This is a genomic window from Novosphingobium sp. BL-S-34 (genome assembly GCF_056857015.1).
The window spans coordinates 2,351,797-2,369,348 of the sequence record NZ_CM166472.1 but is presented as its reverse complement, the minus strand read 5'-3'; the positions used below and the strand labels follow the sequence as shown (position 1 = coordinate 2,369,348).

General features: G+C 65.8%; 23 protein-coding genes. 3 read left to right on the top strand and 20 right to left on the bottom strand.

From position 1 onward, the window contains the following. Positions 1 to 6: 6 nt before the first annotated feature. On the bottom strand, positions 7 to 705 hold the full coding sequence (locus tag AC1VV3_RS11280) for a pirin family protein (protein ID WP_442046419.1): 699 nt from the start codon (positions 703 to 705) through the stop codon (positions 7 to 9). Positions 706 to 837: 132 nt separating this feature from the next. Between AC1VV3_RS11280 and AC1VV3_RS11275 the strand changes: the two genes are divergently transcribed. Both AC1VV3_RS11275 and ygfZ read left to right on the top strand, forming a co-directional pair. Beyond that, a complete protein-coding gene (locus tag AC1VV3_RS11275) occupies positions 838 to 1,743 on the top strand; it encodes a LysR family transcriptional regulator (RefSeq protein ID WP_442046420.1) in 906 nt (301 codons plus the stop codon). A 90-nt stretch (positions 1,744 to 1,833) separates the two neighbouring features. Beyond that, positions 1,834 to 2,580, top strand: a complete 747-nt coding sequence (gene ygfZ / locus AC1VV3_RS11270) for a CAF17-like 4Fe-4S cluster assembly/insertion protein YgfZ (RefSeq protein WP_482961784.1) — start codon at positions 1,834 to 1,836, stop codon at positions 2,578 to 2,580. A 36-nt stretch (positions 2,581 to 2,616) separates the two neighbouring features. Here ygfZ and AC1VV3_RS11265 read toward each other — a convergent pair whose 3' ends face one another. The 4 genes from AC1VV3_RS11265 to rplU all read right to left on the bottom strand — a co-directional run bounded on the left by AC1VV3_RS11265 (position 2,617) and on the right by rplU (position 4,818). Then, positions 2,617 to 3,174 (bottom strand): GNAT family N-acetyltransferase, encoded by a 558-nt coding sequence (locus tag AC1VV3_RS11265; RefSeq protein WP_482961783.1) that lies wholly within the window; start codon positions 3,172 to 3,174, stop codon positions 2,617 to 2,619. 203 nt (positions 3,175 to 3,377) lie between these two features. Continuing rightward, positions 3,378 to 3,965 (bottom strand): GNAT family N-acetyltransferase, encoded by a 588-nt coding sequence (locus AC1VV3_RS11260; protein WP_482961782.1) that lies wholly within the window; start codon positions 3,963 to 3,965, stop codon positions 3,378 to 3,380. 262 nt (positions 3,966 to 4,227) lie between these two features. Further along, positions 4,228 to 4,497 carry a 50S ribosomal protein L27 gene (gene rpmA / locus AC1VV3_RS11255; RefSeq protein ID WP_021233962.1) on the bottom strand — a complete coding sequence of 90 codons (270 nt, stop codon included), beginning with the start codon at positions 4,495 to 4,497 and terminating at the stop codon, positions 4,228 to 4,230. Positions 4,498 to 4,521: 24 nt separating this feature from the next. Continuing rightward, positions 4,522 to 4,818, bottom strand: a complete 297-nt coding sequence (rplU, locus tag AC1VV3_RS11250; protein ID WP_132268078.1) for a 50S ribosomal protein L21 — start codon at positions 4,816 to 4,818, stop codon at positions 4,522 to 4,524. 279 nt (positions 4,819 to 5,097) lie between these two features. On the opposite strand from rplU, the gene AC1VV3_RS11245 reads away from it, so the two are divergent. Further along, complete coding sequence (locus AC1VV3_RS11245; protein WP_243654353.1) at positions 5,098 to 5,712, top strand: hypothetical protein; 615 nt, start codon at positions 5,098 to 5,100, stop codon at positions 5,710 to 5,712. 126 nt (positions 5,713 to 5,838) lie between these two features. Here the strand turns inward: AC1VV3_RS11245 and AC1VV3_RS11240 are convergent, their stop codons facing one another. From AC1VV3_RS11240 to coxB, 15 genes are all read right to left on the bottom strand, one after another. Next, positions 5,839 to 6,273 carry a hypothetical protein gene (locus AC1VV3_RS11240; RefSeq protein WP_482961781.1) on the bottom strand — a complete coding sequence of 145 codons (435 nt, stop codon included), beginning with the start codon at positions 6,271 to 6,273 and terminating at the stop codon, positions 5,839 to 5,841. A 118-nt stretch (positions 6,274 to 6,391) separates the two neighbouring features. Then, positions 6,392 to 6,838, bottom strand: a complete 447-nt coding sequence (locus AC1VV3_RS11235; RefSeq protein WP_132268074.1) for a molybdenum cofactor biosynthesis protein MoaE — start codon at positions 6,836 to 6,838, stop codon at positions 6,392 to 6,394. A gap of 1 nt (position 6,839) precedes the next feature. Beyond that, entirely contained in the window at positions 6,840 to 7,076 is a 237-nt protein-coding gene (locus tag AC1VV3_RS11230) for a MoaD/ThiS family protein (protein WP_482961780.1), read from the bottom strand. 1 nt (position 7,077) lies between these two features. Further along, on the bottom strand, positions 7,078 to 8,082 hold the full coding sequence (gene moaA, locus AC1VV3_RS11225; protein ID WP_482961779.1) for a GTP 3',8-cyclase MoaA: 1,005 nt from the start codon (positions 8,080 to 8,082) through the stop codon (positions 7,078 to 7,080). Positions 8,083 to 8,118: 36 nt separating this feature from the next. Further along, the gene (locus AC1VV3_RS11220; RefSeq protein WP_482961778.1) at positions 8,119 to 8,439 is read right to left on the bottom strand and encodes a Rossmann fold domain-containing protein; all 321 of its coding nucleotides are present in this window, start codon (positions 8,437 to 8,439) and stop codon (positions 8,119 to 8,121) included. Positions 8,440 to 8,442: 3 nt separating this feature from the next. After that, the gene (locus AC1VV3_RS11215; RefSeq protein ID WP_134094150.1) at positions 8,443 to 8,814 is read right to left on the bottom strand and encodes a dihydroneopterin aldolase; all 372 of its coding nucleotides are present in this window, start codon (positions 8,812 to 8,814) and stop codon (positions 8,443 to 8,445) included. A gap of 26 nt (positions 8,815 to 8,840) precedes the next feature. Continuing rightward, positions 8,841 to 9,743 (bottom strand): class I SAM-dependent methyltransferase, encoded by a 903-nt coding sequence (locus tag AC1VV3_RS11210; RefSeq protein WP_482961777.1) that lies wholly within the window; start codon positions 9,741 to 9,743, stop codon positions 8,841 to 8,843. Next, a complete protein-coding gene (thrC, locus tag AC1VV3_RS11205; protein ID WP_482961776.1) occupies positions 9,743 to 11,143 on the bottom strand; it encodes a threonine synthase in 1,401 nt (466 codons plus the stop codon). The genes AC1VV3_RS11210 and thrC overlap by 1 nt, the downstream gene beginning before the upstream one ends. Before the next feature lie 209 nt (positions 11,144 to 11,352). Next, positions 11,353 to 11,919: an SURF1 family protein gene (locus AC1VV3_RS11200; protein WP_482961775.1), complete on the bottom strand. Its 567-nt coding sequence runs from the start codon at positions 11,917 to 11,919 to the stop codon at positions 11,353 to 11,355. A gap of 100 nt (positions 11,920 to 12,019) precedes the next feature. Next, on the bottom strand, positions 12,020 to 12,841 hold the full coding sequence (locus AC1VV3_RS11195; RefSeq protein WP_482961774.1) for a cytochrome c oxidase subunit 3: 822 nt from the start codon (positions 12,839 to 12,841) through the stop codon (positions 12,020 to 12,022). A gap of 89 nt (positions 12,842 to 12,930) precedes the next feature. Then, positions 12,931 to 13,536 carry a cytochrome c oxidase assembly protein gene (locus tag AC1VV3_RS11190; protein WP_482961773.1) on the bottom strand — a complete coding sequence of 202 codons (606 nt, stop codon included), beginning with the start codon at positions 13,534 to 13,536 and terminating at the stop codon, positions 12,931 to 12,933. Beyond that, positions 13,536 to 13,667: a hypothetical protein gene (locus tag AC1VV3_RS11185; RefSeq protein WP_279388332.1), complete on the bottom strand. Its 132-nt coding sequence runs from the start codon at positions 13,665 to 13,667 to the stop codon at positions 13,536 to 13,538. Before AC1VV3_RS11185 ends, AC1VV3_RS11190 begins: the two co-directional genes overlap by 1 nt. Before the next feature lie 11 nt (positions 13,668 to 13,678). Further along, positions 13,679 to 14,590: a heme o synthase gene (locus AC1VV3_RS11180; protein WP_132268059.1), complete on the bottom strand. Its 912-nt coding sequence runs from the start codon at positions 14,588 to 14,590 to the stop codon at positions 13,679 to 13,681. Between the two features lie 92 nt (positions 14,591 to 14,682). Further along, positions 14,683 to 16,371 (bottom strand): cytochrome c oxidase subunit I, encoded by a 1,689-nt coding sequence (gene ctaD, locus AC1VV3_RS11175; RefSeq protein WP_132268057.1) that lies wholly within the window; start codon positions 16,369 to 16,371, stop codon positions 14,683 to 14,685. A 27-nt stretch (positions 16,372 to 16,398) separates the two neighbouring features. Beyond that, positions 16,399 to 17,463, bottom strand: coding sequence for a cytochrome c oxidase subunit II (gene coxB / locus AC1VV3_RS11170; RefSeq protein ID WP_132268055.1), 1,065 nt, complete (start codon positions 17,461 to 17,463; stop codon positions 16,399 to 16,401). Positions 17,464 to 17,552: the final 89 nt, after the last annotated feature.

Sequence of the window (17,552 nt, the reverse complement as noted above, 5' to 3'; positions counted from 1 at the left end):
GAGAGTTCAGGCCGCGTCGACAAGGACGAGTTCGGCGTCCTCGATCGCGGTCACGGTGATGGAGTCGAGACCGGTGATCGCCACGCCGTCGCGCGGCTGCGCTTCGACGTCGTCCACCAGGATCCGGCCTCTTGCAGAGACGAGATAGAGATGGCGGCCCGGTTCGGTCGGGTAAGTCACGCTGTCGCCCGCCTTGACAGTGGCGCCCAGAACCCGGGCATCGGCGCGGATCGGCAGGGCATCCCCGTCTCCGGCGATGCCGCTGGCGAGCGTGACGAAGTGACCGGCACGATCGCCGCGGGGGAAAGGACGCGCGCCCCAGCCCGGAGCCTCGCCGCGTTCGTCGGGCAGGATCCAGATCTGGAACAGGGTGGTGGCCTCATCCTCGAGATTGAACTCGGAGTGGACGATGCCGGTGCCCGCGCTCATCACCTGGACGTCGCCGGCGCCCGTGCGGCCTTCGTTGCCCAGGCTGTCCTTGTGCGTGATCGCGCCGGTGCGGACATAAGTGATGATCTCCATGTCGCGGTGCGGATGCGGCGGAAATCCGGCGCGCGGGCCGATGGTGTCGTCGTTCCAGACCCGCAGACGGCCCCAATTGGTGCGCGCAGGATCGTGATAGTCGGCGAAGGAGAAGTGGTGATGGGCATCGAGCCAGCCGTGGTCGGCGGCGCCGAGGCTTGCGAAGGGACGGACTTCGATCATGTGGCCCTCCTGAAGGGGGTTAGTCTGCCGCGGATATGCGGTCTGCCTGCTCATCAGGTAGCCCTTGCAGGGTCATCGGATAATTGGGATAAAATCGATCGAGATGTTCAACTAAGCTGAAGGCTTCGCATCGTGGTCGACATTGCCCCGCCCAGTCTGGATCACTTGCGTACATTCCTGCTCGTCGTCGAGGAGGGCAGCTTCGGCGGCGCGGCCCGCAAGCTGGGCCGGGCGATCTCGGTGGTGAGCTATGCCATCGCCCAGCTCGAGGCCCAGCTCGATGTCCGCCTGTTCGAGCGAGAGGGGTCGCGAAAGCCCCGGCTCACCGAATCGGGCCGGGCGCTGCTGAGCGAGGCCCATGCCATTGCCGACGACGTCGATGCCCTGCTCGCCAAAGTCCGCAGCCTGCGACAGGGGCTGGAGGCCGAACTCTCGCTGGCGGTGGACGTCATGGTGCCGGGCAATGTCCTCGCCAAGCTGCTGCGCGACTTTCAGGTGATGTTCCCCAGCGTGCCGCTGCGCCTTCATGTCGAGGCTCTGGGCGCCGTCGCCGCGCTCGTGATGGATCGGCGCGCCACCCTGGCCATCGCCGGGCCCGATATTCTCGACCTGCCGGAAATCCAGCGCGAGACGGTGGGCGCCGTGGAAATGGTGCCGGTCGCCGCGCCTGGTCACCCCCTGGCGAACCCCGGCCCGATTCCGCCCGGCGCGGCGCGCAAGCACCTCCAGCTGGTGCTGACCGACCGCTCCCCGCTGACGGAGGGCCGCGATTTCTCGGTATTCAGCCCGCGTTCGTGGCGGCTGGCCGATCTCGGCGCCAAGCATGCGCTGCTCAAGGAGGGAATCGGCTGGGGCTCCATGCCGCGCCACCGCATCGCCGCAGACCTCGCGAGCGGCGAGCTGGTCGAGCTTCACCTGCCCGAGCGGCCGACGATGGACTATGCCCTTGTCGCACTCTGGCGCAAGGACAGCCCGCCGGGCCCCGCCGCCCTCTGGGTTCTCGATGAAATCCGCGAACGCCTTGCCGGCTGTCCCTGACCACACCTCCCGGCCACGCCGTCACCCAAGCTTTTCCGGCCTGTCATTCGGACACTTGCGCAGTCCGCCGCCCTGCCCCACTTATCGGCCATGACCGCCAGCCGCCTGTTCGACCGCGCCGTTATCCGGCTCTCCCCCCGCCCCGATTCGAACGAAGACGTTGCCGAGTTCCTGCAAGGGCTCGTCACCGCCGACGTGAAGGGCGTGCTGCCCACCTGGGCCGCGCTGCTCTCCCCGCAAGGCAAGGCGCTGTTCGACTTCCTGGTCTGGCCGGGCGGGCACGGCCTGCTGATCGATTGCGAGGCGGAAGCGGCCGAGGCGCTGGTCAAGCGCTTGTCGATGTACCGCCTGCGCCGGGCCATCGACATCGCGCGCGACGATACCCTTGCCGTCCACTGGCGCCCGCATACGGGCGACGGCGCCGCCCCGGACCCCCGCCACCATGGCTTGGGCGAACGCTGGATCGCTCCGGTCGACCCAACCGATCCCTCGGAATTCGAAGGCGCCGATGCGGCATGGCGCGCCCACCGGCTCGCCATGGGCGTACCCGAAGGCCGCGCCGAACTCGGCGACGGTGAGACGCTCTGGCTGGAATGCAACGCGGTCGAACTGCACGGCGTCAGTTTCACCAAGGGCTGCTACGTGGGCCAGGAGAACACCGCGCGCATGAACTGGCGGCAGAAGGTCAACCGCCGGCTGATCGTGGTGCCGCTGGCCCGCTCGGACGAGAAACGCCGCCGCGCCGCCTATCCCGAACTGGGGCTGGCGGTGGACCACTTGCGCGTGGAGGACATCGATCCGCTGATCGCGCCGAAGTGGCTCGAACTGCAGGCCTGAATTTCGGGGCTTGAGCCTGCGGCCTGACCGGAACGATCAGGCCGAAAGCACGTTCGTCGGCATCGGCGCCCGCAGGAACGGCCGCTCCCCAAGGTTGGCAACATAGATCCGCGCGCGGATCGGCATGGCCCTGCCTTGGGCGAAACGCTCCCGCTCCTGCCCGGAATCCGCGAAACCGGCCTCCTGCAGCACATCCAGCGTGGCCGGATTGTCTGCAAAATGGCTGGCGACCACGCGCCTATGCCCCAGCGTTCGCGCCTGGGCGAGCACGGCGCGCACGGCTTCCCGCGCGAAGCCCCGCCCGCGATGGGCCGGTGCGATCCAGTAGCCCAGTTCCACTTCGTTCTCGATCCGGCCGAGACCGATGCCGCCCACGAGCTTCGGGCCGCCGGGCGCGCGCAGATACATGACGAGGTGAGGCAGGCACGGATCGCGCGGCTTGGCCAGATAGTCGCGCATGGCGCGCGTCGAGCGCGGCAATTCGCCTACGCCGGGGTTGCGCTGGGCCGTCTCCTCCGAAATGGCGTTCACCAGTTCGTCGAAGTCTTCCGGCCAGCCGGGCCTCAGGAACAATCTCTCCGTGCGGATGAACATGTGACGGTTCTCCGTTTTTCTATTTTGTCCGCAGGACACACTATGCACAAAGCCAGTTGCAATGCACGGCTTTTGCTGCGGCCGGACGCGAGAAGTCGACCGGCGATCGCGCGCCGGTGAACCGCGATCCGGCAGTCGTGTCTTTTCAGGGATTTGGAACAATCCTCGTCCCCGGCCGGGCAGGGCCGGGGACGCGACAAAGGTCAGGCGGCGCGCTTGGGCGCCATGGCCTGGGCGCTGCCTAGGCCGGAATTGTCGCAATCGTCGCCGCAATCGCTCGGCGAATCGAACTCGACGGCATATTCGCGCGAGAGGCAGCTTGCAGCGCGCCCTTCGCTGTAGCGTTCGAGCACGCGCCCGGTGGGCCGGAATCCCACCTTTTCAAGCACGCGGCCCGAGGCCGGGTTGTCGACGAAGTGGCTGCCGACGATACGCTTGTGGCCGATGGCGCGGGCCAGCGAGAGCACCGCGCGCGCGGCTTCGCCCGCAAATCCCTGCCCCCAATGGTCGCGGGCGATCCAGTAGCCCAGGTTCGCTTCGCCATCGAGCAAGGACAAGCCGATGCAGCCGATGATGCGCGTGCCGTGCGAGCCGGGCTGGGTGATCAGGAAACGCGGCAGCAGCATGTCCGGCGCGGCATCCAGAAAGCGCCGGGCGTCTTCGCCGGTATAGGGCCAGGGCGCGCGCGTCAGATTGCGCACGACGCTTTCGTCGTCGATCAAGGCCAGGAACTCGTCCTGGTCCTCGGGCCAGCCGGGCCGCAGAAACAGCCGTTCGCTGCGAACGAACATAGAGTATCTCCACTCATCCGCCCCGCGCCTTTCCTAAGGTTTGCGCGTGACATTGCGATTACGCACAACGTCCGGAGAGCCCGAAATATCCGTGCAAATTCGTAAGAAAATGTACGACTTAGTCGCTCTGTAAGACAGTTGCGCCGTGCGAGAGGGAGACACGAAAAGAGGGAGACGGGCAGGCCCCTCTCCCTCGTTCAGCCGATCTCAAGAAGATCGGCGGGGCCATCCCGTCAGGATGGCCCTTTGATCGACCATCCGATTATTCGGCGGCTTCTGCCATAGCGTCTACCGAGACGTACTTACGGCCGAGTTTACCGTCGTGGAAACGCACGCGACCTTCGGCGAGTGCGAACAGGGTGTGATCCTTGCCCATGCCGACGTTCACGCCCGGGTACACGCGGGTGCCGCGCTGACGGATGATGATGTTGCCGCCGATCACTTCCTGACCGCCGAACTTCTTAACGCCAAGGCGGCGGCCCGCAGAGTCGCGACCGTTGCGCGACGAACCGCCTGCTTTCTTATGTGCCATTGCTCAGTCCTTCCGATCTTTGGCTCAGGCGACGGACACGATGCGCAGCAGGGTCATCTGCTGGCGGTGGCCGTTCTTGCGACGATAGTTGTGGCGGCGGCGCTTCTTGAACACCACGACCTTTTCGCTCTTGGCCTGAGCGATGATCTCGGCCGAAACCGTGATCTTCGAGGCGTCAGCGACTTCGCCGTCGTTGCCGGCGAGCAGAACGTCGCCCAGCGTGATGGTCTCACCGGCTTCACCAGCCAGCTTTTCAACCGCGATCTTGTCTCCGGCGGCAACCCGATACTGCTTGCCGCCCGTGCGCACAACTGCGAACATGGTGCCCTTACCTAATATCAATGAGCCCTAAACAGGCCGAAACAACTCTGCCCCGGCCGCTCTGGTCCAGGAAGGAACCGTGGAGCCTTGCGGGCGACGCACCGGCGTCCCCATTTGCACGGGGTACCGGAAAGAAGGGTGCCGTTAGTCCACCACCCGATTCGTGTCAACCAAGGAGTCGCCCGGCACAGGCCGCGAAACGCGATTCAACCCGGACATCCGCTTGGATGGCCATGGATTGGCCCTCGCGATCGGCCATGACCATGCTATGGCAGCACCATGACCCGCGTACCAGCCCGTTTCCAGCCGCTGATCCCGCCCTGCCCCGCGAATCGGAAGGCTTCCCCCATAGCCGCGCGAACGCTGGCGCCCATGCAGCCCCTGGGGGCGCTGGCCCTCGGCATGCTGGCCCTTGGCCTGAGCGCCTGCTCGACGGCGGGGAGCTATCCCTCCCTGTCCTATCGCGCGGTGGAACGCTCCGCCATGCCCGCCGCGGCCGAGCCCACGCCGCCGCCCGTGCAGTTGCCCCCGCCCACGGCCGACCTCACCACCCGAATCGACGGACTGGTTGCCGCCGCGCGCGACGCGGACAAGCAGTTCGCGGCCAAGCGCCCCGCCGCCGATCGCGCCGTGGCGGCTGCGGCCCGGTCCTCGCGCACGAGCGATGCGTGGATTTCGGCGCAAGTGGCCGTGGCGGCCCTTCAGTCCAGCCGCGACAGTGCCGTTGCCGCCCTGGCGGATCTCGATTCGCTCTATGCCGATGCCCGGCAGGCCGAGCCGGTGGACGAATCGCCCAGCGCCCTCGCCATCGATACCGCGCGCAGCCAGGTCCAGGGCCTCGTGAACACGCAGAACGACGTCATCACCGGCCTCGACGCCCGCCTCAAGACCTGAACCTCGCCCCGCATTCCAAGGCGTCGAGACACGAAAAACCCCTCCCCCTTGCGAGGGAGGGGTCGTCCGAACGGACCGCTCCCGACCGGAAGCCCCCCGGCTCAGGTCGGGAAACGGGAGGCAGGATCACCTCAGGGCAACTATGACCGCGACGGCCAGTCCCCAGCCCAGGATCAGCACGGGAAGCAGGAGGACCTGAACGGTCGCCTCGCCCGCAGTCAGCCTTCCGCTCGAAGTTTCGATGCCGCGCGCGCGGAACTGCGCCCAATCGGGCGGCGCGGTATCGTTTGCGGGCTTCATGCGCGTCCAGTAGCCGGCCAGGGCGAAGGCGAAGACGACGAAGCCCGCAAAGATCACCATCGGGATCGCCAGTTCCGGATTGAGGAACGAGGCGGCCATGACGCCGATGAAGCCGAGATAGAGCGCGACGGTCGCGAGGTAGAGGCCCGTCGGCAGGCCGAAACCGCGATCGACGGACGCAGGCGACGGGCTGGCGCCACCGGGCAAGCTGACCGCGATGGCCAGTTCGCGAAGTTGTTGCTTGTCGAGACGTTGCGTCATGGCGTGATCTCCTTGTGGAGCACCCATGGGCCGTTTACGCGCCGGAGGAATTGATGCCGGTCAAACCGCGGAAAAGTTACGAAACGGGGTCCGCCTCAGGCTATCGGACGCCCCGCGATCAGGCCCAGCGTGCGAGGTCTTCGATGTCCTGTGGGCGCGGTTCGATCCAGCGCCATTCGCCCGCCACTTTCTCGCGCTTCCAGAACCACGATTCGCTCTTGAGATGGTCCATCGCGAAATCGGCCGCAGCGAAAGCATCGCGGCGGTGGCGCGCGGCAGCAGCGACCAGGACGATCGGTTCACCCGGCTGCATGGTACCGCTGCGATGGATGACCAGCAGACCGTCCAGCGACCAGCGCTCACGCACTCGCGCGGCAAGCGCTTCCATCGCGGGCAGGGTCAGCGGCGCATAGTGCCGCAGTTCGAGCGCTTCCACGCCGCCGCCCTCGCGAACCTGCCCCAGAAAGCTGACGATACCGCCCGCCTGCGGCACCCCCGCGGCGAACTGGCGCAGCGCTTCGGCAGGATCGAAGGGATCGGTGGACAGGCGAACCGTGCTGCTCACCTCAGCCGCCGGAAACCGGGGGTAGGAAAGCCACTTCGTCCCCCTCGCGCAGTTCCACGTCGCCTTGCACGAGCGTGCCGTTCACGGCGTAGCGGATGCGCGGTTCCTTGACGGCGGCGGAGAGGTCCGGCTCCAAGGCTGCGATCACCGCCGCCAGCGAAGGCGCGAAGGGTACCGCACGGCCGGAGTTGCCGGCCAGATCTTCCAGCCGGCCGAGAAACACGAGTTCAAGCGCCATGTCAGCCGCCGGTCATCGACATGTGCCGGGCCAGCGCCGGCGCCGCGCCGCGCCGGTCGATGGCGAAATGGTGACGCTCCGGCTTGATCCGCATCGCCGTGTCGAGAGCGGCGTCCAGCCCGGCCTGCGGATCGGCGCTGCGCAGCGCCGCACGCAAGTCCACCTGCTCGTTACCACCGAGGCAGGCATATAGCTGCCCTGTCGCCGTGACGCGCAGGCGGTTGCAGCCCTCGCAGAAATTCTGGGTAAGCGGCGTGATGAGGCCGATGCGGCCACCGGTTTCCGCCACGTCGAAGTAGCGGGCGGGGCCGCCGGTGCGGTGGAGACTGGGATGCAGCGTCCAGCGCTCCTCGAGATCGGCGCGAACTTCAGACAAAGGCAGGTAGTGGTCGAAACGGTCTTCCTCCACTTCGCCCAGCGGCATGACCTCGATCAGCGTGGATTCGAATCCCTGCTCGTGAGCCCAAGCAACGATCCGGGGAATTTCCCGCTCGTTCACGTCCTTGAGCGCGACCGTGTTGATCTTCACCCGCAAGCCTGCCGCCTTGGCGGCCTTCAGGCCTTCCAGCACTTGCGGCAGCGAATCGCGCCGGGTCAGCTTCTCGAACACCGCGCGGTCCAGCGTGTCGAGCGAGACGTTGATTCGCCGCACACCCGCCGCGAACAGGTCGTCCGCGAATTCGGGCAGGCGCGTGCCATTGGTGGTGAGCGTCAGTTCTTCCAGGCCGTGGCCCAGCTTGCGGCCGAGCGCGCGGACCAGTTCGATCATGTCCCGCCGCACCAGCGGCTCACCCCCGGTCAGCCGCAGCTTGGTCACGCCGCGCGCAATGAACCCCAGCGACAGCTCGTGCAGTTCATCCAGTGTGAGCACGTCCTTCCTGGGCAGGAAGGTCATGCGTTCCGGCATGCAATAAGCGCAGCGCAAGTCGCACCGATCCGTCACCGAAAGCCGCAGATAGGTGATTCGGCGCTGGAACTGGTCAATGAGAGGCGCAGCAGTGCTCATGGAAGCCCATATAGTAGGCCCCGTGCACCATTCCCATCAAGCGAAAGAATGGGAGCCGTCGAGGGGGAGGTATTGCCCGGTCACGCCCGGAGCCTCGGCCAGCCAGGCAGCGGCGGCGGCGATGGCCGCCTCGCCTGCTCCGGTCAGGGCGTTTACCCGCCGCGGCGCGTGGCTGCGGGCCAGCGCCTGGATCACGGACAGCCGCCAGCCGCGATGCTCGTGCCCGGCCGGGGCGAAGACCAGCGTCAGGTCAGCCTCCGCCGCCAGCGCGGCGCGGACCTGCGGCAGGATATCGGCATGGAACTGCGCGGCGGCATCGAGCGGGTCTTCCGCCAGAGGTCCGACGCGCAGGATCACGGCTCAGCGGCGATGCCGGGTGAGCGTCATGCCGATCTTCTCGCCCGCTTCGGCGATCGCGAGCTTGACGATCTTCACCGTCACGGCCTCGACCCGCTCGTCCTGGAGGAACAGCGTTTCGCAGACGTGATCGGCCACGGCTTCGATCAGCTTGAAGTGGACGCCCTGCGGCAGCGCTTCGCTGGCCGCGAACTTGAGGTCCATGTAGTTCTTGCTGGCCGTGAGCGGGGTATCGGGCGCGTAGCGATCGATGGGCTTCAGCTGCACGGAGATCGTGAAGCGCAGCGGCTGCGGCTTGCCGGTCTCTTCCGAATAGATGCCGGTAAGGACATCGTGTTCGAAATCGGCGACTTCCAGAATGAGCGAATCGGTCATGGCGGTGAGGTGCATGGCGGGGGCCTTTAGCCGTTATTGCGCCAGCGCGCGAAGATTGCCGTCGGCAGCAGGCGGCCCCCGTCGTTTTCAGAGACGCCGTCCTCGCGAACGGAAAGGTCGCCGTGCTCGATGGTGCCCGGCAGGTCGCGGAACAGTTCTTCCATCAGCCCGGCCAACGCCAGCGAGGACATGCGCACGGCATAGACGGTGAGGAACAGGAACTTGCTGTCCGCGTCGAGCAATTGGCGGCAATCGGCGAGCAGGCCGGGGAGGTTCTCCTCCAGGCGCCACGTCTCGCCGGTCGGGCCGCGGCCGAACTTCGGGGGATCGAGAATGATGCCGTCGTACCGCTTGCCCCGGCGCACTTCGCGCGCGGCAAATTTGGCGGCATCGTCGATCATCCAGCGAACCGGACGATCCTGAAGCCCGGCCAGCGCCGCATTCTCGCGCGCTTGGCCGACTGACTTCTTCGACGCATCGACATGGGTCACGGGGCCGTGCGCCGAAAGCGCCAGGGTGCCGACGCCCGTGTAGCCGAACAGGTTCAGCGTATTGGCATCGTCGCGACCGGCCAGCATCTCGCGCATCCAGTCCCAAACCGGCGCCATGTCCGGGAAGAAGCCGAGATGGCGGAACGGCGTGCACTGCGCGGTGAAGCTGACTTCGTTCCAGGCGAGCGGCCAACCGTCACGCGGCACGGCCTTGTCGAACTGCCAGCGGCCGCCGCCATCCTCGTCCGAGCCGGGCACGAATTCGCCGTGCGCATCCCAGTTTTCAAGGCGCGGCGTCCACATCGCCTGCGGTTCGGGGCGCACGAAGCGGTAGTCGCCATAGCGCTCCAGCTTGCGGCCGTGGCCCGAATCGACAAGGCCGTAATCGTCCCAGCCCTCTCCGGCGAGGATGACGGGTTGGGTTTCGAGGCGTGCCATCAGACCTTCGGGCTCGCGTGCTCGGCCACGAATGTGGCGATCGAATCGTAGTCGCCGGTGAGTTCGACGCACTTTTCCTCGCGCTCGAACAAGTCACCGACGCGCGCGGGCAGGCCCGAGCGCTGGCCGGTGGCACGCTCGACGGCGTCCGGGAACTTGGCGGGATGCGCGGTCGCCAGCGTGACCACCGGGACGCTCGCGTCGATTCCGGCGTTGCGCGCCGCGAAGAGGCCGCAGGCGGTATGCGGATCGATGAGTTCGCCGCAGTTCTCCCAGGCCCAGCGGATGGTGGAGGCCATCTCGTCGGCATCGGTACGGGCAGAAGCGAACAGCGCGGCCGCGCCCTCGCGCTGCGCGTTGGTGAGCTGCATGGCCTTGGTCGATTCGAACCCGGCCATCTGCGCGGCCAGAGCCTTGCCGTCGCGGCCGCCCAGGTCGAACAGCAGGCGTTCGAAGTTCGACGAGACCTGAATGTCCATCGAGGGCGCGGCGGTGGGCGTGACGGTGCCCTGCGAATAGTCGCCGTCTGCCAGCGCGCGGTGGAGAATGTCGTTCACATTGGTGGCGACGATCAGCTTCTCGACCGGGAGGCCCATCTGCGCGGCGACATAGCCGGCGAAGACGTCGCCGAAGTTGCCGGTCGGCACCGAGAAGGCGACCTTGCGGTGCGGCGCACCCAGCTGGAGGCCGGCAGCGAAGTAGTAAACCACCTGGGCCATCAGGCGCGCCCAGTTGATCGAGTTCACCGCGCCGATGGCGAAGCGGTCAGTCATCGCCTTGTCGTTGAACATGCGCTTCACGGTGGCCTGCGCGTCGTCGAACGAGCCGTCGATGGCGATATTGTGGACGTTGGGCGCCAGCACCGTCGTCATCTGGCGGCGCTGCACGTCGGACACGCGGCCCTTGGGGTGCAGCATGAAGATGTCGACCTTGGCGCGGCCGGCCACCGCGTCGATCGCGGCCGATCCGGTATCGCCCGAAGTGGCGCCGACGATCGTCAGGTTACGCTCCGAACGGCCGAGGAATTCCTCGAACAGTAGGCCCAGCAGTTGCAGCGCCACGTCCTTGAACGCCAGCGTCGGGCCATGGAACAGTTCCAGCACCCACTGCTGCTCATCGAGCTGCTTCAGCGGCGTCACCGCCTTGTGCGCGAAGCGGCCGTAAGCCTGGGTGGTCAGTTCCAGCAGCCGGTCGTAGGTCAGGCTGCCCTCGACGAAGGGGAACATGATTTTCGCCGCCAGCTCGGCATAAGGCAGGCCCGCCATCGCGGCGATCTCTTCGCCGGAAAAGCGCGGCCACTCACGCGGCACATAAAGGCCGCCGTCCGATGCGAGGCCGGCGAGCGTGGCGCCTTCGAAATCGAGCGCCGGTGCGCTGCCGCGGGTGCTGATGTAATCCATGGTGGCGCGGTTAGCCGCAGGGGCGCGAAATGAAAAGCCTGTCGTTGGGCTGGCGCGCGAACAATTCCTAAAGGGGGGCGTAGATCGGGACCGATCGAGGCGGGCAACTAAGCCGCGGCCAGAGTGCGGGCAGCTCACGGCCACTCTCGACGCCGCGCATCATCGTCTCGCGGCGCGCCGCGCCGGCCGCCTGCGAATGGCGTGCGAGCTTACTTCTGCCCCCGCTTCATCAACGCCAGCGTGTAGATCACCAGCGCGGTCGCCGCGAAGAGGAACCACTGGATCGCATAAGCGAAGTGGTTGTTGGGAATTTCCGAGGGATCGGGAATGGCATTCGCCTCCAGCCCTGCAAGCGGAGGAGCCGCCACGAGCCGAGGGCCCGGCGCCACGATGCCGTGAACCGGGCCGCCTTCCCAGCCGCCCGCCGCCATCGGCAAGCGCGACCATCCAAGCACGACCAGGGCACGGGTTCCATCCGCAAGGGTGCAGTCCGCCGTTTGTGCCGCGCCCGATTCGTCCTTGTCGTTGCGGCCGGCGATGCTCGAATGGCCAGTCACGGTCGCGCAGTCGAGCCGGGCGCGGCGGTACAGCAGGTCTTCCTGCCCGGCCCGATCGCGCGGCCATGCCACTTCCTGCGCCGCGCCTTTGGCGCTGGCATAGTGCGCCAGCAAAGCCTCCTTCTCGTGAAGGCGGCGCAACTGCCAGAAGCCAAGCGAGACCATGACGGTCACCGCCACCAGCACCAGGAACGTGGGGATCAGGGGGATCGGGCGCATGGACGTTCCTTGGGTCATTCAACCGAAAGAGGGCAGACGCGGTGCGCGGCTGCCCTCCTGTTCGAACGATGGGACTGCCGTTGACCGGCAGGCCGGCCGGTCAGTGCGTGGGATAGCCCCAGCCGCCCCAGACGTAGATGGCGATGAAAAGGAACAGCCAGACCACGTCCACGAAGTGCCAGTACCAGGCCGCGGCTTCGAAGCCGAAGTGCTGGCGCGGCGTGAAATCGCCGTTGTAGGTGCGCTTCAGGCAAACGATCAGCATGATGGTGCCGACGATGACGTGGAAGCCGTGGAAGCCCGTGGCCATGTAGAAGGCCGAGCCATAGGTGTTCTTCCCGAAGGGGAAGGGCGCATGGATATATTCGTAGGCCTGGATGCTGGAGAACAGCAGGCCGAGCAGGATCGTGGCCCAGAGCCCCTTCTTCAGCCCTTCACGGTCACCGTGGATCAGCGAATGGTGCGCCCAGGTGACGGTCGTGCCCGAGCAGAGCAGGATCAGCGTGTTGAGCAGCGGCAGGTCGAACGGGTCCATGACGGCTTCGATCGCCTTGGGCGGCCACTGGCCACCGACCACTTCGGCAAGCGTCGAAGGGAACAGCGAGAAGTCGAAAAAGGCCCAGAACCAGCCGACGAAGAACATCACTTCCGAAGCGATGAACAGGATCATGCCGTAGCGCTGGTGAAGCTGCACGACCGGCGTGTGATCGCCGGCATGGGCTTCATTGACGATCTTGGAGAACCACATGAACATCGAGGCGAGCAGGATCGCGAGGCCCAGCCAGGGCACGAACTCGCCGCCCGCCATGTCGTGCATGAACAGGACCATGCCCGAAGTGAACGTGAGCGCACCGATGGTGGTCGCCAGCGGCGCAATGTCCGGCGGCAGAATATGGTAATCGTGATTCTTGGTACCGGCCATGGTGCCTTCGTCCCCGTTCTCGAAACTTCAGTGTTCGATTCTTCCGGTGGGGTAATGCTCCCCCCGTGATTTGTTTCCCGTACCGGGACTTAACCGCCCGTTTGGCTGTGGTCCAGTGTCTTTGCATCCGAGGTGCTGGTGACATGGAAGGTATAGCTCAGCGTGATCTGCTCCACGTCCTTGTTATCCGGGTCGTTCAGGAACGCCGGATCGACGTAGTAGATCACCGGCATCTTCACCGCTTCGCCCGGCTGGAGCGTCTGTTCGGTGAAGCAGAAACACTGGATCTTGTTGAAGTAGCGCGCCGCCTGCTCGGGCTCCACATTGAAGCTCGCCGTGCCGGTGATCACTTTGTCCGAATCGTTTTTGGCCCAGAAAAGCGCCATGTCGCGCTCGCCGATGGTCACCGTGTCAGTGCGCTGGAGCGGTTTGAACTGCCAGGGCATGTCGCGCTCGACATTGGCGTCGAAGCGAATCGACACGGTCTTGTCGGTCACCTGCACGGCTGCCGCCTGCGCCTCGTCCGCCCGGCGGGTGGTGCCGTTATAGCCGGTCACCTGGCAGAAGATCCGGTAGAGCGGCACCGAGGCATAGCCCAGCCCCAGCATGCCGAGAGCCATCGACAGGGCGATGAAAGCGACGCGCCGGTTGCTGCGCGTCTTGCCGTCGGTGGAAGGAGCGGCTGCGCCTGCCATCAGCTCATCTTCGCGATCGAGATGAAGAACACCAGCACCACGAAGCCCGCCAGGCTGAGCGCCAGCACGCGGTTGCGGCTCCGGCGAATCTGCTGCGGCGTGCGGGGATCGGGCTGCTGGACGTCGTTCATGCTTCGATCTTTCACAGGACGATGAAGCGATCCACCACCAGCGCCGCGAACAGGGCGAAGAGGTAGAGCACCGAATAGGCGAAAAGCTGCTTTTCCGGCTTCATGTCATCGTCCGGCCCGCTGCGTTCACGCAGGCCGACACGGATGGAAAGCGCCAGGAACAGCGTGGAGAGGACCAGGGCGGAAACGCCGTAGATCGCATGGGCGCCGAACCACCAGGGCAGCGCCGAAAGCGGCAGCAGGAGGACGGCGTAGAGCAGGATCTGGTGCCGCGTCGCCTTCTCGCCCGCGACCACCGGCATCATCGGGATGCCGACTTTGGCGTAATCGCTCTTCACGAAGAGCGCGAGCGCCCAGAAGTGCGGCGGGGTCCAGAAGAAGATGATGGCGAACAGCAGCACCGGCATCAGCGTGATCTCGCCGGTGACGGCCACCCAGCCGATCAGCGGCGGGAAGGCCCCGGCGCCGCCGCCGATCACGATGTTCTGCGGTGTGCGCGGCTTGAGCCAGATCGTGTAGATGACGGCATAGTAGACGATCGAGATCGCCAGGATCGCTGCGGGCAACCAGCCGACTGCAAAGCCCATCAGGAAGACCGAGACGGCGCAGAGCACGCCCGCGAAATCGCGCGCGGTCGTGCGGTCCAGCCGGCCTTGCGGCAGGGGGCGCTTCGCCGTGCGCTTCATCCCGGCGTCGAGATCGGCCTCCCACCACTGGTTCAGCGCGGCGGCACCGCCGGCGCCCATGGCGATGCAGAGGATGGCGGTGAAGGCGAGGACCGGATGGATCCGTTCCGGCGCGGCAAGCAGGCCGCAGAGGCCGGTGAAGATCACCAGGCTCATCACCCGCGGCTTGGTCAGCGCGAAAAGATCGCGCCAATCGGCGGGGAGCGTTGCGGCGGGAGAGGGACTCGTTGTCGTCATGGTGGTTGGCCCCATACACCCGCAAAGCCGCGAAAAGCGAGTTCCTTGCGAATCGGGCGTCGTCCCGGGTCAGCCCCGGGACGACGCTTCGATCAGTGGTGAGCAGCTTCCTCGATCACGGGAAGCGTCTCGAACTGGTGGAACGGCGGCGGGCTGGTCAGCGTCCATTCCAGCGTGGTGGCGCCTTCGCCCCAGTAGCTGTCCTCGGCCTTGCGACCGGCCGTGAAGGCATAGAGCATGTTGATCAGCCAGACCACCAGGCTGGTCGCCATGACCATGTAGCCGATCGTCGCGACGTGGTTCCAGTGTTGGTACGCCTCGGCATAGTCCGGATAGCGACGCGGCATGCCCTGCAGCCCGAGGAAGTGCATCGGGAAGAAGATCATGTTCACGCCGATGAAGAAGATCCAGAAGTGGACGTGGGCGAGGAACTCGGAATGCATCCGGCCGCTCATCTTCGGGAACCAGTAGTAGAACCCGGCGAAGAGCGCGGTGACGGCACCCAGCGACAGCACGTAGTGGAAGTGCGCCACGACGTAGTAAGTGTCGTGCAGCACGTCGTCGACGCCGCCGTTCGCCAGCACCACGCCGGTCACGCCGCCGACGGTGAACAGGAAGATGAAGCCGATGGCCCAGACCATCGGGCTCTTGAACTCGACCGAACCACCCCACATCGTCGCGATCCACGAGAAGATCTTGATGCCCGTGGGCACCGCGATGACCATGGTGGCGGCGGTGAAGTACATCTTGGTGTTCACCGACATGCCGGTGGCGTACATGTGGTGCGCCCAGACGATGAAGCCGACCACGCCGATGGCGACCATGGCGTAGGCCATGCCGAGGTAGCCGAACACCGGCTTCTTCGAGAAGGTCGAGACGATCTGCGAGATGATGCCGAAGCCGGGCAGGATCATGATGTAGACTTCGGGGTGGCCGAAGAACCAGAACAGGTGCTGGTAGAGCACCGGATCGCCGCCGCCCGAAGGATCAAAGAAGGTGGTGCCGAAGTTGCGGTCGGTCAGCAGCATGGTGATCGCGGCGGCCAGGACCGGCAGCGAGAGCAGCAGCAGGAAGGCGGTGACCAGCACCGACCACACGAACAGCGGCATCTTGTGCATGGTCATGCCGGGAGCACGCATGTTGAAGATCGTGGTGATGAAGTTGATCGCGCCCATGATCGAGCCGGCACCGGCAAGGTGCAGCGCGAAGATGCCGAAATCGACCGCGGGACCGGGCGAGCCGGTGGTCGAGAGCGGCGCATAGACCGTCCAGCCGGTACCCGCGCCGAGACCCGTGCCGCCGGGCACGAAGGCGGAGCACAGCAGCGAGATGAAGCCCGCCACGGTCAGCCAGAACGAGATGTTGTTCATGCGCGGGAAGGCCATGTCCGGCGCGCCGATCATGAGCGGCACGAACCAGTTGCCGAAGCCGCCGATCATCGCCGGCATGACCATGAAGAACACCATGATCAGGCCGTGGGCGGTGATGAGCACGTTCCAGACATGCAGCGTCGAGTTGAAATCAGGGTTCGTCGCGCCGAACCAGCGCGCGAAGATATCGAGGTACTGGATGCCCGGTTCGGCCAGCTCGATGCGCATCATGCCGGAGAAGGCACCGCCGATGATCCCCGCGAAGATCGCGAAGATCAGGTACATCGTGCCGATGTCCTTGTGGTTGGTGGACATGAACCAGCGCGCGAAGAAGCTCGGCTTGTGGTCGTGGTCGGCATGGCCGTGATGATCGGCATGCCCTTGGAAATGTTCTGGAACGGTGGTTGCCATGGTGGAGCCCTGTCCTTCGATTCGCGCTTATTCTGCTGCGGCGGTGGCTTCGGAGGCCGAGGCCTCCGTCGCTTCGGCCGTGGCGACGGCGCCAGGGCTCATTGCGGGTGCCGCTGCTGCTGCGGCAGCGGCGGGCTTGGCCTGTCCGTCGATCACGCCGCCGGCGTGCGTCAGGACCCAGGCATCGTACTGGGCGCGCGGCAGCGCCTCGACCGCGATCGGCATGTAGCCGTGCTTGGCGCCGCACAGTTCCGAGCACTGGCCGTAATAGACGCCGGGCTTTTCGACCAGCAGCACCTTTTCGTTGATGCGGCCGGGCACGGCGTCGAGCTTGAACCAGAGCGAAGGCACGGCAAACGAGTGAATCACGTCCGCCGCGGTGATCTGCAGACGGATCGGTTCGCCCACCGGCACGACCATGCGGTTGTCCACCTCAAGATGCGAGGGGCCGTCCCAGGGCTTGGAGCCCACTTCGCGCACGCCGTTGTTGATGATCGGCTGGCCGGGCAGGTTGAGCATGTTGGAGACGACCTCGAAGTCGCCATTGTCGGGGTAGCCGTAAGTCCAGAACCACTGGTTGCCCGTGACCTTGATGGTCAGCGCGCCCTTGGGAGCCGGCTTGTACTGCTTGGCGATGAGGTCGATCGAAGGAACCGCGATGCCGATCAGGACCAGCACCGGAACCAGCGTCCACACCACTTCGAGGATGGTGTTGTGGCTGGTCTTGGAGGCCACCGGATTGGCGCGGCGGTTGTAGCGCACCGCGATGATGACGATGAGCAGCAGCACGAAGAGCGTGATGACCGTGATGATCGGCATCAGCACGCCGTCGTGGATCCACTCGCCATATTCGCCGAGCTTGGAAAACTGCTGCTGGAGACCGATTCCGCCCTCTACCGGCATGCCGATGCCGGGGGTCGGCTTCAGCGGCGTATAGCTGGCGACGGGTGCCGGAACGACAGCCGAAGCAGCCGGCGCCGCGATTGCGGAAGAAACTGCCAAAGTCGACGAGAACGCCATGGCCGCGACGGAATATAGACCGAGAGCTCTTGCAGCCTCGCCCAAAGTACGAACGGTTTTGCCCAATATCATGGTTATAGCGCTTCCGTTTTCTTTATGAACGCCCAAGTGAGTCGCCTCCCAAGCGCGCACCCCTATTGCGGAGGCTTGGTGCCCCCCTT

Excerpts from the sequence above, each read along its gene's own strand:
- AC1VV3_RS11215 (WP_134094150.1), bottom strand. The coding sequence starts at position 8,814 with ATGACCGATTCGCTCATTCTGGAAGTCGCCGATTTCGAACACGATGTC.
- AC1VV3_RS11200 (WP_482961775.1), bottom strand. The coding sequence starts at position 11,919 with ATGCGCCCGATCCCCCTGATCCCCACGTTCCTGGTGCTGGTGGCGGTG.
- moaA (WP_482961779.1), bottom strand. The coding sequence starts at position 8,082 with ATGAGCACTGCTGCGCCTCTCATTGACCAGTTCCAGCGCCGAATCACC.
- AC1VV3_RS11240 (WP_482961781.1), bottom strand. The coding sequence starts at position 6,273 with ATGACGCAACGTCTCGACAAGCAACAACTTCGCGAACTGGCCATCGCG.
- AC1VV3_RS11180 (WP_132268059.1), bottom strand. The coding sequence starts at position 14,590 with ATGACGACAACGAGTCCCTCTCCCGCCGCAACGCTCCCCGCCGATTGG.
- AC1VV3_RS11210 (WP_482961777.1), bottom strand. The coding sequence starts at position 9,743 with ATGGCACGCCTCGAAACCCAACCCGTCATCCTCGCCGGAGAGGGCTGG.
- rpmA (WP_021233962.1), bottom strand. The coding sequence starts at position 4,497 with ATGGCACATAAGAAAGCAGGCGGTTCGTCGCGCAACGGTCGCGACTCT.
- AC1VV3_RS11245 (WP_243654353.1), top strand. The coding sequence starts at position 5,098 with ATGACCCGCGTACCAGCCCGTTTCCAGCCGCTGATCCCGCCCTGCCCC.
- AC1VV3_RS11265 (WP_482961783.1), bottom strand. The coding sequence starts at position 3,174 with ATGTTCATCCGCACGGAGAGATTGTTCCTGAGGCCCGGCTGGCCGGAA.
- AC1VV3_RS11260 (WP_482961782.1), bottom strand. The coding sequence starts at position 3,965 with ATGTTCGTTCGCAGCGAACGGCTGTTTCTGCGGCCCGGCTGGCCCGAG.
- coxB (WP_132268055.1), bottom strand. The coding sequence starts at position 17,463 with ATGATATTGGGCAAAACCGTTCGTACTTTGGGCGAGGCTGCAAGAGCT.
- AC1VV3_RS11185 (WP_279388332.1), bottom strand. The coding sequence starts at position 13,667 with ATGAACGACGTCCAGCAGCCCGATCCCCGCACGCCGCAGCAGATTCGC.
- rplU (WP_132268078.1), bottom strand. The coding sequence starts at position 4,818 with ATGTTCGCAGTTGTGCGCACGGGCGGCAAGCAGTATCGGGTTGCCGCC.
- ctaD (WP_132268057.1), bottom strand. The coding sequence starts at position 16,371 with ATGGCAACCACCGTTCCAGAACATTTCCAAGGGCATGCCGATCATCAC.
- ygfZ (WP_482961784.1), top strand. The coding sequence starts at position 1,834 with ATGACCGCCAGCCGCCTGTTCGACCGCGCCGTTATCCGGCTCTCCCCC.
- AC1VV3_RS11190 (WP_482961773.1), bottom strand. The coding sequence starts at position 13,536 with ATGGCAGGCGCAGCCGCTCCTTCCACCGACGGCAAGACGCGCAGCAAC.
- AC1VV3_RS11230 (WP_482961780.1), bottom strand. The coding sequence starts at position 7,076 with ATGGCGCTTGAACTCGTGTTTCTCGGCCGGCTGGAAGATCTGGCCGGC.
- AC1VV3_RS11280 (WP_442046419.1), bottom strand. The coding sequence starts at position 705 with ATGATCGAAGTCCGTCCCTTCGCAAGCCTCGGCGCCGCCGACCACGGC.
- AC1VV3_RS11195 (WP_482961774.1), bottom strand. The coding sequence starts at position 12,841 with ATGGCCGGTACCAAGAATCACGATTACCATATTCTGCCGCCGGACATT.
- thrC (WP_482961776.1), bottom strand. The coding sequence starts at position 11,143 with ATGGATTACATCAGCACCCGCGGCAGCGCACCGGCGCTCGATTTCGAA.